The sequence below is a fragment of the Pseudomonas sp. S37 genome, assembly GCF_016658545.1.
Classification (GTDB): Bacteria; Pseudomonadota; Gammaproteobacteria; order Pseudomonadales; family Pseudomonadaceae; genus Aquipseudomonas.
On record NZ_JACVZC010000009.1, the window covers coordinates 38,723 to 52,696 of the forward strand.

Consider the following 13,974-nt stretch of genomic DNA (forward strand, 5'->3'; position numbering starts at 1 on the left):
TGCAGGCGTATGGCGGAATATTTTTTGCGCCTATGAGATCGAGCGCCGCGCGGGCGGCGCTCGGTCTCACAGGCGCAGATAATGGCAAGCCGAACTCACCGCGCCCGGCACAACGCCAAACAGTTATCCAGCATGCGGTTGCTGAACCCCCACTCGTTGTCATACCACGCCAGCACCTTGAGCATGCGCCCGTTGGCCCGGGTGTGGTTGGCATCGAAGATCGACGACAGCGGGTTGTGGTTGAAATCGCAGGAAACCAATGGCAAGGCGTTGTAGCCCAATACCTTGGAATGCTTGCTGGCCTCGAGGAACAGTTGGTTGACCTGCTCGGCCGTGGCCTCGCGCTTGAGGTTGACGGTCAGGTCCACCAGCGACACGTTGATCACCGGCACCCGCACTGCCATGCCGGTCAGCTTGCCGGCCAGCTCCGGCAGCACCAGGCCCACGGCCTCGGCGGCACCGGTCTTGCTCGGGATCATCGACTGGGTCGCCGAACGCGCGCGGTACGGGTCGCCGTGGTACACGTCGGTCAGCACCTGGTCGTTGGTGTAGGCGTGAATGGTGGTCATCAGGCCCTGCTCGATACCGAACTCGCGGTGCAGCACCTGGGCGATCGGTGCCAGGCAGTTGGTGGTGCAGGAGGCGTTGGAAATGACCTGGTGGGAGGCTCGCAGGATGTCATGGTTGACCCCGTACACCACCGTGGCATCGACACCCTTGCCCGGCGCCGAGACAATTACCTTGCCCGCCCCGGCGGCCAGGTGCGCGGCAGCCTTGGCGCGCTCGGTGAACAGCCCGGTGCACTCGAACACCACGTCGATCGCTTCGGCCCTCCACGGCAGCTCGGCCGGGTTGCGAATGGCACTGACCGCGATGCGGTCACCATTGACCGTGATGCTTTCGTGGTCGGCCTCGACCGTGGCGTCGAAGGTACCGTGCACGCTGTCGTACTTGAGCAGGTGGGCATTCATGGCGCTGTCGCCCAGGTCGTTGATGGCGACGACCTGCAGGTCCTGGCGGTAGCCTTGGGTATACAGTGCGCGCAGGACGTTGCGCCCGATGCGGCCGAATCCGTTGATGGCGATGCGTAGGGTCATGGCAGTACCTCTGGCAGTCCGAGTGAAACCTGTGGCACAAAGGAGCTTCACTGAAACGGTTTTGTTGTTGGAATTACAAGATTATTCACTATCAGATAGAAAACAAGCCTTTTTAGTGGCAGTATTTTGTTTAAATATACAACGAGTGGTTGGGCGATGTGCCTCCACCGATGCAGCGGGCTCCTTACCCTGAGCCTAGGCCGCAATCGTTTGGAGGGGAAATGCCCGTAAACCGCCCTTACAATTAGCCTGGAGTCCAGTACATGCACCCGCGCATCCTTGAGGTCACCCAGCGGCTGGTCGAACGCAGCCGTGCCACCCGCGAACGCTACCTGCAGCTGATTCGCGGCGCGGCCAGTGACGGGCCCATGCGTGCCAGCCTGCAGTGCGCCAACTTCGCCCACGGCGTGGCCGGTTGCGGCAGCGATGACAAGCAGGCCCTGCGCCTGATGAACGCGGCCAACGTGGCCATCGTCTCGGCCTACAACGACATGCTGTCGGCCCACCAGCCGTACCTGCACTTCCCCGAACAGATCAAGCAGGCCCTGCGCGAGGTTGGCTCGGTCGGCCAGTTCGCCGGTGGCGTGCCGGCCATGTGCGACGGCGTGACCCAGGGCGAGCCGGGCATGGAGCTGGCCATTGCCAGCCGTGAAGTGATTGCCATGTCCACTGCGGTAGCGCTGTCGCACAACATGTTCGACGCCGCGCTGATGCTGGGCATCTGCGACAAGATCGTCCCCGGCCTGATGATGGGAGCGCTGCGCTTCGGTCATTTGCCGACCATATTCGTCCCGGGCGGGCCGATGGTTTCCGGCATTTCCAACAAGCAGAAGGCCGATGTGCGCCAACGCTATGCCGAAGGCAAAGCCAGCCGCGAAGAGCTGCTGGAATCGGAAATGAAGTCCTACCACAGCCCAGGCACCTGCACTTTCTACGGCACTGCCAACACCAACCAGCTGGTGATGGAAGTAATGGGCCTGCACCTGCCGGGCGCATCGTTCGTCAACCCGTACACCCCACTGCGTGATGCGCTCACCGCCGAGGCCGCGCAGCAGGTCACGCGCATGACCAAGGCCAGCGGCAGCTTCATGCCTCTGGGCGAAATCGTCGATGAAAAGGCGCTGGTCAACTCCATCGTCGCCTTGCACGCCACCGGCGGCTCGACCAACCACACCTTGCACATCCCGGCGATCGCCCAGGCGGCGGGTATCCAGCTCACCTGGCAAGACATGGCCGACCTCTCCGAAGTGGTGCCGACCCTGTCCCACGTCTACCCCAATGGCAAGGCCGACATCAACCACTTCCAGGCGGCCGGCGGCATGGCCTTCCTGATCCGCGAGCTGCTCGACGCGGGGCTGCTGCACGAAGACGTCAACACCGTCGCCGGCCATGGCCTGCGCCGCTATACCCAGGAGCCGTTCCTCGACAATGGCAAGCTGGTGTGGCGCGAAGGGCCGCAACACAGCCTGGACGAAAGCATCCTGCGCCCGGTGGCGCGGCCGTTCTCGGCCGAAGGCGGCCTCCGGGTGATGGAAGGCAACCTCGGCCGTGGCGTGATGAAAGTGTCGGCCGTCGCCGCCGAGCACCAGGTGGTCGAGGCCCCGGCACGGGTGTTCCACGATCAGCAGTCGCTGGCCGAAGCGTTCAAGGCCGGTGAGCTGGAGTGCGATTTTGTCGCCGTGGTGCGTTTCCAGGGGCCACGTTGCAACGGCATGCCGGAACTGCACAAGCTCACGCCATTCCTTGGCGTGCTGCAAGACCGTGGCTTCAAGGTGGCGCTGGTGACCGACGGGCGCATGTCCGGTGCCTCGGGCAAGATCCCGGCGGCCATCCACGTTTGCCCCGAAGCTTATGACGGTGGCCCGCTGGCACGGGTGCGCGATGGTGATATCGTGCGGGTCGATGGTGTCGAAGGCACGCTGCGGGTGATGGTGTCGGCCGAAGAACTGGCCAGCCGTGACCTGCCGCCGGCGCCCCAGGGCAACGACCTGGGCTGCGGGCGCGAGCTGTTCGGCTTCATGCGCATGGCGTTCAGCCCGGCAGAGCAGGGCGCCAGTGCCTTTACCTCGGCCCTGGAGAACCTCAAATGAAGGACCTGCTGGTTGGCGACATCGGCGGCACCAATGCCCGTTTTGCGTTGTGGCGTGACAACCAGCTGCATGAGGTAAAAGTCTTCGCCACCGCGGACTACACCAGCCCCGAGCAGGCCATCGAGGCGTATCTGCATGGCCAGGGCATCGCCCGCGGCGGCCTGGCGGCGGTGTGCCTGGCGGTGGCCGGGCCGGTCGATGGCGATGAGTTTCGCTTTACCAACAATCACTGGCGCCTGAGCCGGGGTGCCTTCTGCAAGACCTTGCAGGTCGGGCGGCTGTTGCTGATCAACGACTTCACCGCCATGGCGCTGGGCATGACCCGCCTGCGCGAGGGTGAGTTCCGCGAGGTGTGCCCCGGCCAGGCCGACCCGGCGCGGCCGGCGCTGGTGATCGGGCCAGGTACCGGGCTGGGCGTGGGCTCGCTGTTGCGCCTTGGCGAGCAGCACTGGCAGGCTTTGCCAGGGGAGGGCGGGCATGTCGACCTGCCGGTGGGCAATGCCCGCGAAGCGGCGATCCACCAGCAGATCCACGGGCAGATCGGCCATGTCAGTGCCGAGACGGTGCTCAGTGGCGGCGGCCTGGTGCGGCTGTACCAGGCGATGTGCGCGCTGGACGGCGACATACCTCGGCACACTTCCCCGGCGCAGATCACCGATGCCGCGCTGGGCGGCGAGCCGCGGGCGCTGGCGGTGGTCGAGCAGTTCTGCCGGTTTCTCGGCCGAGTCGCTGGTAACAATGTTCTCACGCTGGGCGCGCGGGGCGGGGTCTATATTGTCGGCGGCGTGATCCCGCGTTTTGCCGAACTGTTCGTGCGCAGCGGGTTCGCTGCGAGCTTTGCCGACAAGGGTTGCATGAGTGGCTATTTCGCTGGCGTGCCGGTGTGGCTGGTGACGGCAGAGTTTTCCGGGTTGCTGGGGGCCGGGGTGGCTTTGCAGCAGGCGCTGGATCACGGGTAGTTGAAGGGGGCCGCTGTGCGGCCCATCCGACCGGTCCGGCGCCCCGGCAAGGCCGCTCCTACAGTGGACCGCAGATCTTTCTGGCATTGCGCGGTCCCTGTAGGAGCGGCCTTGCCGGGGCGCCGGACCGGTCGGATGGGGCGCACAGCGGCCCCAATAACAGGCAACCAAGACCTGTAACAAACAAGAGGAAGGACCACCTTGAGCACTGCCGGCAAATCGATCCTGATGGTCGACGACGACCAGGAAATCCGCGAACTGCTGCAAACCTACCTGAGCCGCTCCGGCTTCCAGGTGCATGCCGAAGCCGACGGTGCAGGCTTTCGCCGCGCGCTGGAAAGCACCCCTTGCGACCTGGTCATCCTCGACGTCATGCTCCCCGACGAAGACGGTTTCAGCCTGTGCCGCTGGGTCCGCCAGCACCCGCGCCAGGCCCGTGTGCCGATCATCATGCTCACCGCCAGCTCCGACGAGGCCGACCGGGTCATCGGCCTGGAGCTGGGCGCCGACGACTACCTGGGCAAACCCTTCAGTCCGCGCGAGCTGCAAGCGCGGATCAAGGCCTTGCTGCGCCGCGCCGAGTTCGGTCAGGCGGCGCCGGGCAGTGCCGTGCTGGCCTTCGATGACTGGCGCCTGGACACGGTCAGCCACCGGCTGTTTCACCGTGATGGCGAAGAGGTGATCCTCTCTGGCGCCGATTTCGCCCTGCTCAAGCTGTTCCTCGACCACCCGCAACAGATCCTCGACCGCGACACCATCGGCAACGCCACCCGTGGCCGCGAACCGATGCCGCTGGACCGCATCGTCGACATGGCGGTCAGCCGCCTGCGCCAGCGCCTGCGTGATACCGACAAACCTCCTCGGCTCATCCGCACCGTGCGCGGCAGTGGCTACCTGCTGGCGGCACATGTCTGCTGTGCGCCCTGAGCGGCGCTGGCGCCTGCTGCCGCGCTCGCTGCTAGGGCGCATGCTGCTGCTGACCCTGCTGGTCGTGCTGCTGGCCCAAGGCTTGTCCAGCATCATCTGGGTTGCCCAGTTGCGCGCCAGTCAACTGCAAGGCCTGCGTGCCAGTGCCAGCAGCCTGGCCCATTCGATGAGCGCCAGCGTCAGTTACTTCCGCTCGCTGCCGGTGGGCTATCGGCCGTTGGTGCTCGACCAGTTGCGCAGCATGGGCGGCACGCGGTTTTTTGTGTCGCTCAACGCCACGCCGCTGGACATGCAGGCACTGCCCGTCACACCGCGCAAGCAGGCGGTGATCGATGTGTTCCAGCAGGTACTGCATGAGCGGCTGGGTTCGCAGATGGAAATTTCCGTGGAGTTCGTCGGGCCAGACGACCTGCGCATCTTCAACAGCGGCCTCAAGCTCGACGAGTTGCCACGTTCCTGGGCGCATTACTCGCTGACCCTGGAACCGCTGAAACCACCGGTACTGGTCACGCAGATTCGCCTGGCTGAGGGCGAGTGGCTGTACATCGCTTCGCTGCTGCCCGAGCCGTACACCAGCCTGGAAGCCGAACGCCTGCCCCGCCAGCAGATCGGTTTCATTGTGCTGACCACGGCCTTGTTGCTGTTGTTCATCGGCTTGCTGGTGCACTGGCAGAGCTGGCCGCTCAAGCGCCTGGCACGGGCTGCGCGGGAGATGTCGCTGGGTGCCGATGTGGCGCCAGTGGCCGAAGGTGGTGGCAGCGAAGTGGTCGAGGTCAGCCGGGCATTCAACAGCATGCGCGAGCGCATCAGCCGCTACCTCACCGAACGCAGCCAGCTGTTCAGCGCCATTTCCCATGATCTGCGTACGCCGATCACCCGCTTGCGCCTGCGTGTCGAACTGCTGGAGGACGAGCGCCTGCAGGCCAAGTTCAGCCAGGACCTCGACGAGCTGGAGCTGCTGGTCAAAGGCGCGTTGCAGTGCGTGAAGGACACCGACATCCACGAGAACATCGAGCCGGTCGACCTTAACCAGGTGCTGGAGATCCTGGCCGAACCTTACCTGGGCGATGGCCGCATCACGCTCGATGGCCGGGCACTGGCGCCATACCCGGGCAAGCCGTTGGCGCTGCGGCGCTGCATCGGCAACCTGATCGACAACGCCATCAAGTATGGCGAGCGGGCACGGCTGCGCATCATCGACGGGGCCGAGGGCTTTGTGCTGCAGGTGGACGACCAGGGACCGGGGGTGCCGCAGCAGCAACTGGAGCAGGTGTTCGAGCCGCATTTCCGCCTGGCCGGGCAGCAGCAGGGGTATGGGCTGGGGTTGGGCATTGCGCGCAACATTGCCCATAGCCATGGGGGGGAGGTGAGCTTGCTGAACCTGCGTGAGGGCGGGTTACGGGTGACCTTGTACCTGCCGCGGGGTCTGGACTGATTTTTTGTGTTGGCTGTGCTGGCCTCTTCGCGGGTAAACCCGCTCCTACAACGACCGGGTAAGGGCCTCTTCGCGGGTAAACCCGCTCCTACAACGGCCGCGTAAGGGCCTCTGCGTGGGTAAACCCGCTCCTGCAGGGATTGCGCTGCACGTGTAGGAGCGGGTTTACCCGCGAAGAGGCCCGCACAGGCAACCGAAATGTCACCGCCCAGTGACAATCCCGCCGTCCTTCGTGACATCCGCCCATACCCCGCTGGCTAGAATTCGCAAACGACTGGCAAGGATCACGCTGGCCCATGAACACCCTCAATCTGCCGCCCACCAGCTGGCTCAACGCCCCGGCCCATTCCGCCTGGCGCCTGGCCGAAGCACAGCGCCTGCTAACCTTCGCCAAGGCCGCGAAACTGCCCGATGGCTTCGGCAACCTGGACGCCAACGGGCAACTCGCCCACGGTGCCCGCGCCGAAACCATGAACACCGCCCGCATGGCCCATTGCTTCGCCCTGGCCCACCTGCAGGGTATCCCCGGTTGCCTGGCCTACGCCGAACATGGTGTGGCCGCCCTGCGCGGGGCCATGCAGGACGCCAGCTACGGCGGCTGGTTCGCCCACCCCGGGGGCCAGGAAGACAGCGGCAAGGCCGCCTATCTGCACGCCTTCGTCGCCCTTGCTGCCAGTTCGGCCGTGGTGGCCGGTGCAACCGATGCCCACGCCTTGCTGGCAGACGCCATCCAGGTGATCGAAACGCACTTCTGGAGCGAAGCCGAAGGTGCCCTTCGGGAAACCTTTTCCCGCGCCTGGCAACTGCCTGAGCCGTACCGTGGCGCCAACAGCAACATGCACGCGACCGAGGCCTTCCTGGCCCTGGCAGACGTCACCGGCAACAGCCTTTGGTTGCAACGCGCCCTGCGTATCGCCGAACGCATCATCCATGGCCACGCCGCTACCAACGGTTATCGGGTCATTGAGCATTTCGACGCCCATTGGCAGCCGCTGCCGGATTACAACCACGAACACCCCGCCGACCACTTCCGGCCGTATGGCACTACGCCCGGGCATGCCCTGGAATGGTCGCGGTTGCTGTTGCATCTGGAGGCCAGTCTCGAGCAGGCCGGCCTGCAGGCTCCGCAGTGGCTGCAAGGGTGTGCCCGCGCCCTGTTCGATACAGCCTGCCAGCAAGCCTGGAACGCCGATGGCGAACCGGGTTTCGTCTACACCCTGGACTGGGCCGATCGCCCGGTAGTGCATGCACGCTTGCACTGGGTGCACGCGGAAGCCTGCGCCGCTGCAGCAGCCCTGTTGCAGCGTACCGGCGAGGCACGGTACGAGCAGTGGTACCGCAACTGCTGGGGCTTTATCGCCAACCACTTCGTCGACCCTGTCGCTGGCAGCTGGCACCACGAACTCGATGCCCACACCCGGCCAGCCGGGACTATCTGGCCGGGCAAACCTGACCTGTATCACGCCTATCAGGCACTGCTGCTGCCAGGCTTGCCGCTGGCACCGAGCCTGGCCAGCAACCTGGCCGGCAATGTAACCAGATGATGACATTCACGCATCGCTTCGTTACCTGGCGAAGCGGGCTCGCTGTTTAGACTCCATGCTACGCAAGCGATCGACTTGCACGGCATAACAACAAGAAAGGTGCTTCGATGAATTCCACGCTCCGTCTCGCTGCCGCTATATCCCTGGCCTCTTTACTCCCGCTCGGCGCCCAGGCTGCCGAATCCAAAGGCAGTGTCGAAGTGGTGCACTGGTGGACGTCCGGCGGTGAAAAAGCGGCGGTCGATGTGCTCAAGGCACAGGTCGAAAAAGACGGCTTTACCTGGAAGGACGGCGCCGTTGCCGGTGGTGGCGGTGCCACGGCCATGACCGTACTGAAAAGCCGCGCCGTCGCTGGCAACCCGCCAGGTGTGGCGCAGATCAAAGGCCCGGACATCCAGGACTGGGCGGCCACCGGCCTGCTCGACGCCGATGTGCTCAAGGATGTGGCCAAGCAAGAAAAGTGGGACTCGCTGCTCGACAAGAAGGTTGCCGACACCGTGAAGTACGACGGTGACTACGTTGCCGTTCCGGTGAACATTCACCGCATCAACTGGCTGTGGATCAACCCGGAAGTGTTCAAGAAGGCCGGTATCGACAAAGCGCCCGCCACCCTCGACGAGTTCTACGCTGCTGCCGACAAGCTCAAGGCCGCTGGCTTCATCCCCCTGGCCCACGGTGGCCAGCCGTGGCAGGACAGCACCGTGTTCGAAAGCGTGGTGCTGGCGGTGATGGGCGCCGATGGCTACAAAAAGGCCATGGTCGACCTCGACAGCGCGACCCTGACCGGCCCGCAAATGGTCAAGGCGTTGACCGAGCTGAAAAAGGTCGCCACCTACATGGACCCGGATGGCAAGGGCCAGGACTGGAACCTGGAAGCGGCCAAGGTCATCAACGGCAAGGCCGGCATGCAAATCATGGGCGACTGGGCCAAGAGCGAGTGGACCCTGGCGAAGAAAACCGCCGGCAAGGATTACCAGTGCGTGCCATTCCCCGGTACCGACAAGGCCTTCTTGTACAACATCGACTCGCTGGTGGTGTTCAAGCAGAACAACCCCGGCACCTCTGCCGGCCAGCAGGACATCGCGCGCAAGGTGCTGGGTGAGGATTTCCAGAAGGTCTTCAGCACCAACAAGGGTTCGATCCCGGTGCGTAACGACATGCTCGCCGACATGGGCAAGTACGGTTTCGACGCCTGCGCACAAACCTCCGCCAAGGACTTCCTCGCCGACGCCAAGACCGGCGGCCTGCAGCCGAGCATGGCGCACAACATGGCCACCACGCTGGCCGTGCAGGGCGCGTTCTTCGATGTGGTGACCAACTACATCAACGACCCCAAGGCCGACCCGGCCGATGCGGCGAAGAAGCTGGCAGCGGCGATCAAGGCTGCCCAGTAAAAGCTGACGCGACTCCGTTGTAGGAGCGGCCTTGCGTCGCGATGGGCTGCGCAGCAGCCCCAAAACCTGCGCACTCAATCTTTCAGGTAGGTGTCGACCTTGAGTCCCTCGGGGCTGCTTTGCAGCCCATCGCGACGCAAGGCCGCTCCTACAGGGGAGTGCGGCGCCTTTGAGGTGAACCATGACCACAACCACCGCCCAACTGCGGGCCTCACCCCTGGACGCACTGCAGCGCTGGCTACCCAAACTGGTGCTGGCGCCGAGCATGTTCATTGTCCTGGTGGGCTTCTACGGCTACATCCTCTGGACCTTCGTGCTGTCCTTCACCACCTCGACCTTCCTGCCCACCTACAAGTGGGCCGGCCTGGCGCAATACGCCCGGCTGTTCGACAACGACCGTTGGTGGGTCGCCAGCAAGAACCTGCTGCTGTTCGGCGGCCTGTTCATCGCCATCAGCCTGGCCATCGGCGTGCTGCTGGCGGTATTGCTCGACCAGCGCATCCGCCGCGAGGGCTTTATCCGCACCATTTACCTGTACCCCATGGCACTGTCGATGATTGTCACCGGCACCGCCTGGAAGTGGCTGCTCAACCCCGGCATGGGCCTGGACAAGCTGCTGCGCGACTGGGGCTGGGAGGGCTTTCGCCTGGACTGGCTGATCGACCCTGACCGGGTGGTGTACTGCCTGGTGATCGCCGCCGTGTGGCAGGCTTCGGGGTTCATCATGGCGATGTTCCTTGCCGGCCTGCGCGGCGTCGACCAATCGATCATCCGCGCCGCGCAGATCGACGGCGCCAGCCTGCCGCGCATCTACTGGACGGTCGTGCTGCCCAGCCTGCGACCGGTGTTCTTCAGCGCACTGATGATCCTCTCGCACATCGCCATCAAGAGCTTCGACCTGGTGGCAGCGATGACCGCCGGTGGCCCGGGCTACTCGTCCGACCTGCCCGCCATGTTCATGTATTCGTTCACCTTCAGCCGCGGCCAGATGGGCATGGGCTCGGCCAGCGCCATTCTCATGCTGGGGGCAATCCTGGCGATCCTCGTGCCGTACCTGTACTCGGAGCTGCGGAGCAAACGCCATGCATAGCCCTACCAACAAGGCGCCGCTGAGCGCAAGCCGTATCGCCATCCACGCCGTATTGCTGGCTGCCGTGCTGCTTTACCTGGTGCCGCTGGTGGTGATGCTGCTGACCAGCTTCAAGTCCCCGGAAGACATCAGCAGCGGTAACCTGCTGAGCTGGCCGACGGTGATCACCGGCATCGGCTGGGTCAAGGCCTGGGGCACGGTCAGCGGGTACTTCTGGAACTCGATCATGATCACCGTGCCGGCGGTGCTGATCTCCACCGCCATCGGTGCGTTGAACGGCTATGTGCTGTCGATGTGGCGCTTCCGCGGTTCGCAGCTGTTCTTCGGCCTGCTGCTGTTCGGCTGCTTCCTGCCGTTCCAGACCGTATTGCTGCCGGCCTCGTTCACCCTCGGCAAGCTCGGCCTGGCCAGCACCACCAGCGGTCTGGTGCTGGTGCACGTGGTGTATGGCCTGGCCTTCACCACGCTGTTCTTCCGCAACTTTTACGTGAGCATCCCCGACGCGCTGGTCAAGGCGGCCCGCCTTGACGGTGCCGGGTTCTTCAACATCTTCCGCCGCATCATCCTGCCGATGTCGACGCCGATCATCATGGTCTGCCTGATCTGGCAGTTCACCCAGATCTGGAACGACTTCCTGTTCGGCGTGGTGTTTTCCAGCGGCGACTCGCAACCGATCACCGTGGCCCTGAACAACCTGGTCAACACCAGCACCGGGGCCAAGGAATACAACGTCGACATGGCGGCGGCGATGATCGCCGGCCTGCCAACCCTGCTGGTCTACGTGGTGGCAGGCAAATATTTCGTGCGCGGGCTGACCGCCGGCGCGGTCAAGGGGTAAGTCATGGCAACGCTCGAACTGCGCAATGTGAACAAGACCTACGGCAGCGGCCTGCCAGATACCCTCAAGGACATCCAGCTGTCGATCAGGGACGGCGAGTTCCTGATCCTGGTCGGCCCGTCGGGCTGCGGCAAGTCGACCTTGATGAACTGCATCGCCGGCCTGGAGCAGATCACCGGTGGGGCGATTCTCATCGACCAGCAAGACGTCAGCGGCATGAGCCCCAAGGACCGCGACATCGCCATGGTGTTCCAGTCCTATGCGTTGTACCCGACCATGAGCGTGCGCGAGAACATCGAGTTTGGCCTGAAGATCCGCAAAATGCCCCAGGCCGCCATCGACGAAGAGGTGGCGCGGGTGGCCAAGCTGCTGCAGATCGAGCACCTGCTGGCGCGCAAACCGGCGCAGCTGTCCGGTGGCCAGCAACAGCGGGTGGCCATGGGCCGGGCGCTGGCGCGGCGGCCGAAGATCTACCTGTTCGACGAGCCGCTGTCCAACCTGGACGCCAAGCTGCGGGTCGAGATGCGCACCGAAATGAAACTGATGCACCAGCGCCTGAAGACCACCACCGTGTACGTCACCCATGACCAGATCGAAGCCATGACCCTGGGCGACAAGGTGGCGGTGATGAAGGACGGCATCATCCAGCAGTTCGGTACCCCGCAGCAGATCTACAACGACCCGGCCAACCAGTTTGTCGCCAGTTTCATCGGCTCGCCGCCCATGAACTTCATTCCGGTGCGTCTGAAACAACAGGACGGTCGCCTGCTCGCCCTGCTCGACAGCGGCCAGGCGCGTTGCGAGCTGCCATTGGGGCTGGCCGCCGACCCACTGGATGGCCGCGAGATCATCCTTGGCATACGCCCCGAGCAGATTGCCCTGGGGGCAGGGGAGGGCAACGGCCTGCCAGGCATCCGTGCCGAGGTGCAGGTGACCGAGCCCACCGGGCCGGACCTGCTGGTGTTCGTCACCCTCAACCAGACCAAGGTGTGCTGCCGCCTGGCGCCGGATGTGGCGTGCCAGGTCGGTGCCAGCCTCAACCTGCAATTCGACCCGGCCCGGGTGCTGCTGTTCGACGCCAACAGCGGCGAGCGCCTGCACCTGGCCAGCAGTGCCACCACCGCAAAGGACAACGTGGCTCACTTCAAAGGCCGTTAACTCGTCTACACCATCAATAAGAAAAAAGAGGACGCAAAGGGATGGAACAGCGCAAACGCATCAGGACACTGGGTTCGCTGGCATTGCTCGCCGTGGTCGGCAGCGGCAGCGCGCAAGCTGCCGAGGCTTTCTCCAGTGAGTCGAAATGGATGACCGGCGACTGGGGCGGCACCCGTACCGAGCTGCTGGACAAAGGCTATGACTTTACCCTCGATTACGTCGGCGAGGTGGCCGGCAACCTGCACGGCGGCTACAACGACGACAAGACGGCCCGCTACAGCGACCAGTTCGCCCTGGGCGCGCACCTGGACCTGCAGAAGATTTTTGGCTGGCACGACGCCGAGTTCAAGCTGGCGATCACCGAGCGCAGTGGCCGCAACCTGTCCAACGACCGTATCAGCGACCCGCGCGCCGGGCAGTTCAGCTCGGTACAGGAAGTGTGGGGCCGTGGCCAGACCTGGCGCCTGACCCAGATGTGGATCAAGCAGAAATACTTCGACGGTGCGCTGGATGTGAAATTTGGCCGCTTCGGCGAGGGCGAGGACTTCAACAGCTTCCCTTGCGACTTCCAGAACCTGGCCTTCTGCGGCTCGCAAGTGGGCAACTGGGTCGGCGGCATCTGGTACAACTGGCCGGTAAGCCAGTGGGCGCTGCGGGTGAAATACAACATCACCCCGGAATTCTTCGTGCAGGTCGGTGCCTTCGAGCAGAACCCGTCCAACCTGGAAACCGGCAACGGCTTCAAGCTCAGTGGCAGTGGCACCAAGGGCGCGATCCTGCCGGTGGAGGCGGTGTGGTCACCCAAGGTCAACGGCCTGCCGGGTGAGTACCGCCTGGGCTACTACTACAGCACGGCCAAGGCCGACGATGTATTCGACGACGTTAACGGCAACCCGCAGGCGCTGAGCGGCGAGGCCTTCAAGTCGCACTCCAGCAAACACGGCTGGTGGGTGGTGGCGCAGCAGCAGGTCACCGCCAACGCGGGGGACGTCAACCGTGGCCTGAGCCTGTTCGCCAACTTCACCGTGCACGACAAGGCCACCAACGTGGTCGACAACTACCAGCAGGTGGGGCTGGTCTACAAGGGCGCCTTCGATGCCCGGCCCAAGGACGATATCGGTTTTGGCGTGGCACGTATTCATGTGAATGACGACGTGAAGAAACGCGCCGAGCTGCTGAACGCCCAGAGCGGCATCAACGACTACGACAACCCGGGTTTCGTGCCGCTGCAGCGTTCCGAGTACAACGCCGAGCTCTACTACGGCTTCCATGTCACCAACTGGCTGACCGTGCGGCCCAACCTGCAGTACATCAAGAGCCCGGGCGGGGTGGATGACGTGGACAACGCGCTGGTCGCAGGCTTGAAGATTCAGTCGTCATTCTGAGGGCATTTGTTGTAAATTTACGCCAATCCATTTTCGGCTCCCGGCAACCACTGGCCT

At 64.2% G+C, this 13,974-nt stretch carries 11 protein-coding genes; 10 read left to right on the forward strand and 1 reads right to left on the reverse strand.

Annotated features, from left to right (window positions below; translation table 11 throughout):
- Positions 1-95: 95 nt before the first annotated feature.
- On the reverse strand, positions 96-1,097 hold the full coding sequence (gene gap / locus IAE39_RS05645; protein WP_201200117.1) for a type I glyceraldehyde-3-phosphate dehydrogenase: 1,002 nt from the start codon (positions 1,095-1,097) through the stop codon (positions 96-98).
- 263 nt (positions 1,098-1,360) lie between these two features.
- Between gap and edd the strand changes: the two genes are divergently transcribed.
- The 10 genes from edd (at position 1,361) to IAE39_RS05695 (ending at position 13,917) form a co-directional block, all read left to right on the forward strand.
- Positions 1,361-3,187, forward strand: a complete 1,827-nt coding sequence (edd, locus tag IAE39_RS05650) for a phosphogluconate dehydratase (RefSeq protein ID WP_201200119.1) — start codon at positions 1,361-1,363, stop codon at positions 3,185-3,187.
- Positions 3,184-4,146: a glucokinase gene (locus IAE39_RS05655; RefSeq protein ID WP_201200121.1), complete on the forward strand. Its 963-nt coding sequence runs from the start codon at positions 3,184-3,186 to the stop codon at positions 4,144-4,146. The genes edd and IAE39_RS05655 overlap by 4 nt, the downstream gene beginning before the upstream one ends.
- A 201-nt stretch (positions 4,147-4,347) precedes the next feature.
- Positions 4,348-5,073: a two-component system response regulator GltR gene (gltR, locus tag IAE39_RS05660; protein ID WP_201200124.1), complete on the forward strand. Its 726-nt coding sequence runs from the start codon at positions 4,348-4,350 to the stop codon at positions 5,071-5,073.
- Positions 5,054-6,508 (forward strand): ATP-binding protein, encoded by a 1,455-nt coding sequence (locus IAE39_RS05665; protein WP_201200125.1) that lies wholly within the window; start codon positions 5,054-5,056, stop codon positions 6,506-6,508. Before gltR ends, IAE39_RS05665 begins: the two co-directional genes overlap by 20 nt.
- A 296-nt stretch (positions 6,509-6,804) precedes the next feature.
- Complete coding sequence (locus IAE39_RS05670) at positions 6,805-8,052, forward strand: D-mannose isomerase (RefSeq protein WP_201200126.1); 1,248 nt, start codon at positions 6,805-6,807, stop codon at positions 8,050-8,052.
- 107 nt (positions 8,053-8,159) lie between these two features.
- Positions 8,160-9,446 carry an ABC transporter substrate-binding protein gene (locus IAE39_RS05675; RefSeq protein WP_201200128.1) on the forward strand — a complete coding sequence of 429 codons (1,287 nt, stop codon included), beginning with the start codon at positions 8,160-8,162 and terminating at the stop codon, positions 9,444-9,446.
- A gap of 181 nt (positions 9,447-9,627) precedes the next feature.
- The gene (locus IAE39_RS05680) at positions 9,628-10,536 is read left to right on the forward strand and encodes a carbohydrate ABC transporter permease (RefSeq protein ID WP_009683405.1); all 909 of its coding nucleotides are present in this window, start codon (positions 9,628-9,630) and stop codon (positions 10,534-10,536) included.
- Positions 10,529-11,374: a carbohydrate ABC transporter permease gene (locus tag IAE39_RS05685; RefSeq protein WP_201200129.1), complete on the forward strand. Its 846-nt coding sequence runs from the start codon at positions 10,529-10,531 to the stop codon at positions 11,372-11,374. The genes IAE39_RS05680 and IAE39_RS05685 overlap by 8 nt, the downstream gene beginning before the upstream one ends.
- Before the next feature lie 3 nt (positions 11,375-11,377).
- Positions 11,378-12,532, forward strand: a complete 1,155-nt coding sequence (locus IAE39_RS05690; protein WP_201200131.1) for an ABC transporter ATP-binding protein — start codon at positions 11,378-11,380, stop codon at positions 12,530-12,532.
- Positions 12,533-12,573: 41 nt separating this feature from the next.
- Positions 12,574-13,917 (forward strand): carbohydrate porin, encoded by a 1,344-nt coding sequence (locus IAE39_RS05695; RefSeq protein WP_201200132.1) that lies wholly within the window; start codon positions 12,574-12,576, stop codon positions 13,915-13,917.
- The last annotated feature ends 57 nt before the right edge of the window (positions 13,918-13,974 follow it).

Bases quoted from the DNA above. Each gene is read 5' to 3' on its own strand.
- gap (WP_201200117.1), bottom strand. From the start codon at position 1,097: ATGACCCTACGCATCGCCATCAACGGATTCGGCCGCATCGGGCGCAAC.
- edd (WP_201200119.1), top strand. From the start codon at position 1,361: ATGCACCCGCGCATCCTTGAGGTCACCCAGCGGCTGGTCGAACGCAGC.
- IAE39_RS05655 (WP_201200121.1), top strand. From the start codon at position 3,184: ATGAAGGACCTGCTGGTTGGCGACATCGGCGGCACCAATGCCCGTTTT.
- IAE39_RS05665 (WP_201200125.1), top strand. From the start codon at position 5,054: ATGTCTGCTGTGCGCCCTGAGCGGCGCTGGCGCCTGCTGCCGCGCTCG.
- IAE39_RS05670 (WP_201200126.1), top strand. From the start codon at position 6,805: ATGAACACCCTCAATCTGCCGCCCACCAGCTGGCTCAACGCCCCGGCC.
- IAE39_RS05675 (WP_201200128.1), top strand. From the start codon at position 8,160: ATGAATTCCACGCTCCGTCTCGCTGCCGCTATATCCCTGGCCTCTTTA.
- IAE39_RS05680 (WP_009683405.1), top strand. From the start codon at position 9,628: ATGACCACAACCACCGCCCAACTGCGGGCCTCACCCCTGGACGCACTG.
- IAE39_RS05685 (WP_201200129.1), top strand. From the start codon at position 10,529: ATGCATAGCCCTACCAACAAGGCGCCGCTGAGCGCAAGCCGTATCGCC.
- IAE39_RS05690 (WP_201200131.1), top strand. From the start codon at position 11,378: ATGGCAACGCTCGAACTGCGCAATGTGAACAAGACCTACGGCAGCGGC.
- IAE39_RS05695 (WP_201200132.1), top strand. From the start codon at position 12,574: ATGGAACAGCGCAAACGCATCAGGACACTGGGTTCGCTGGCATTGCTC.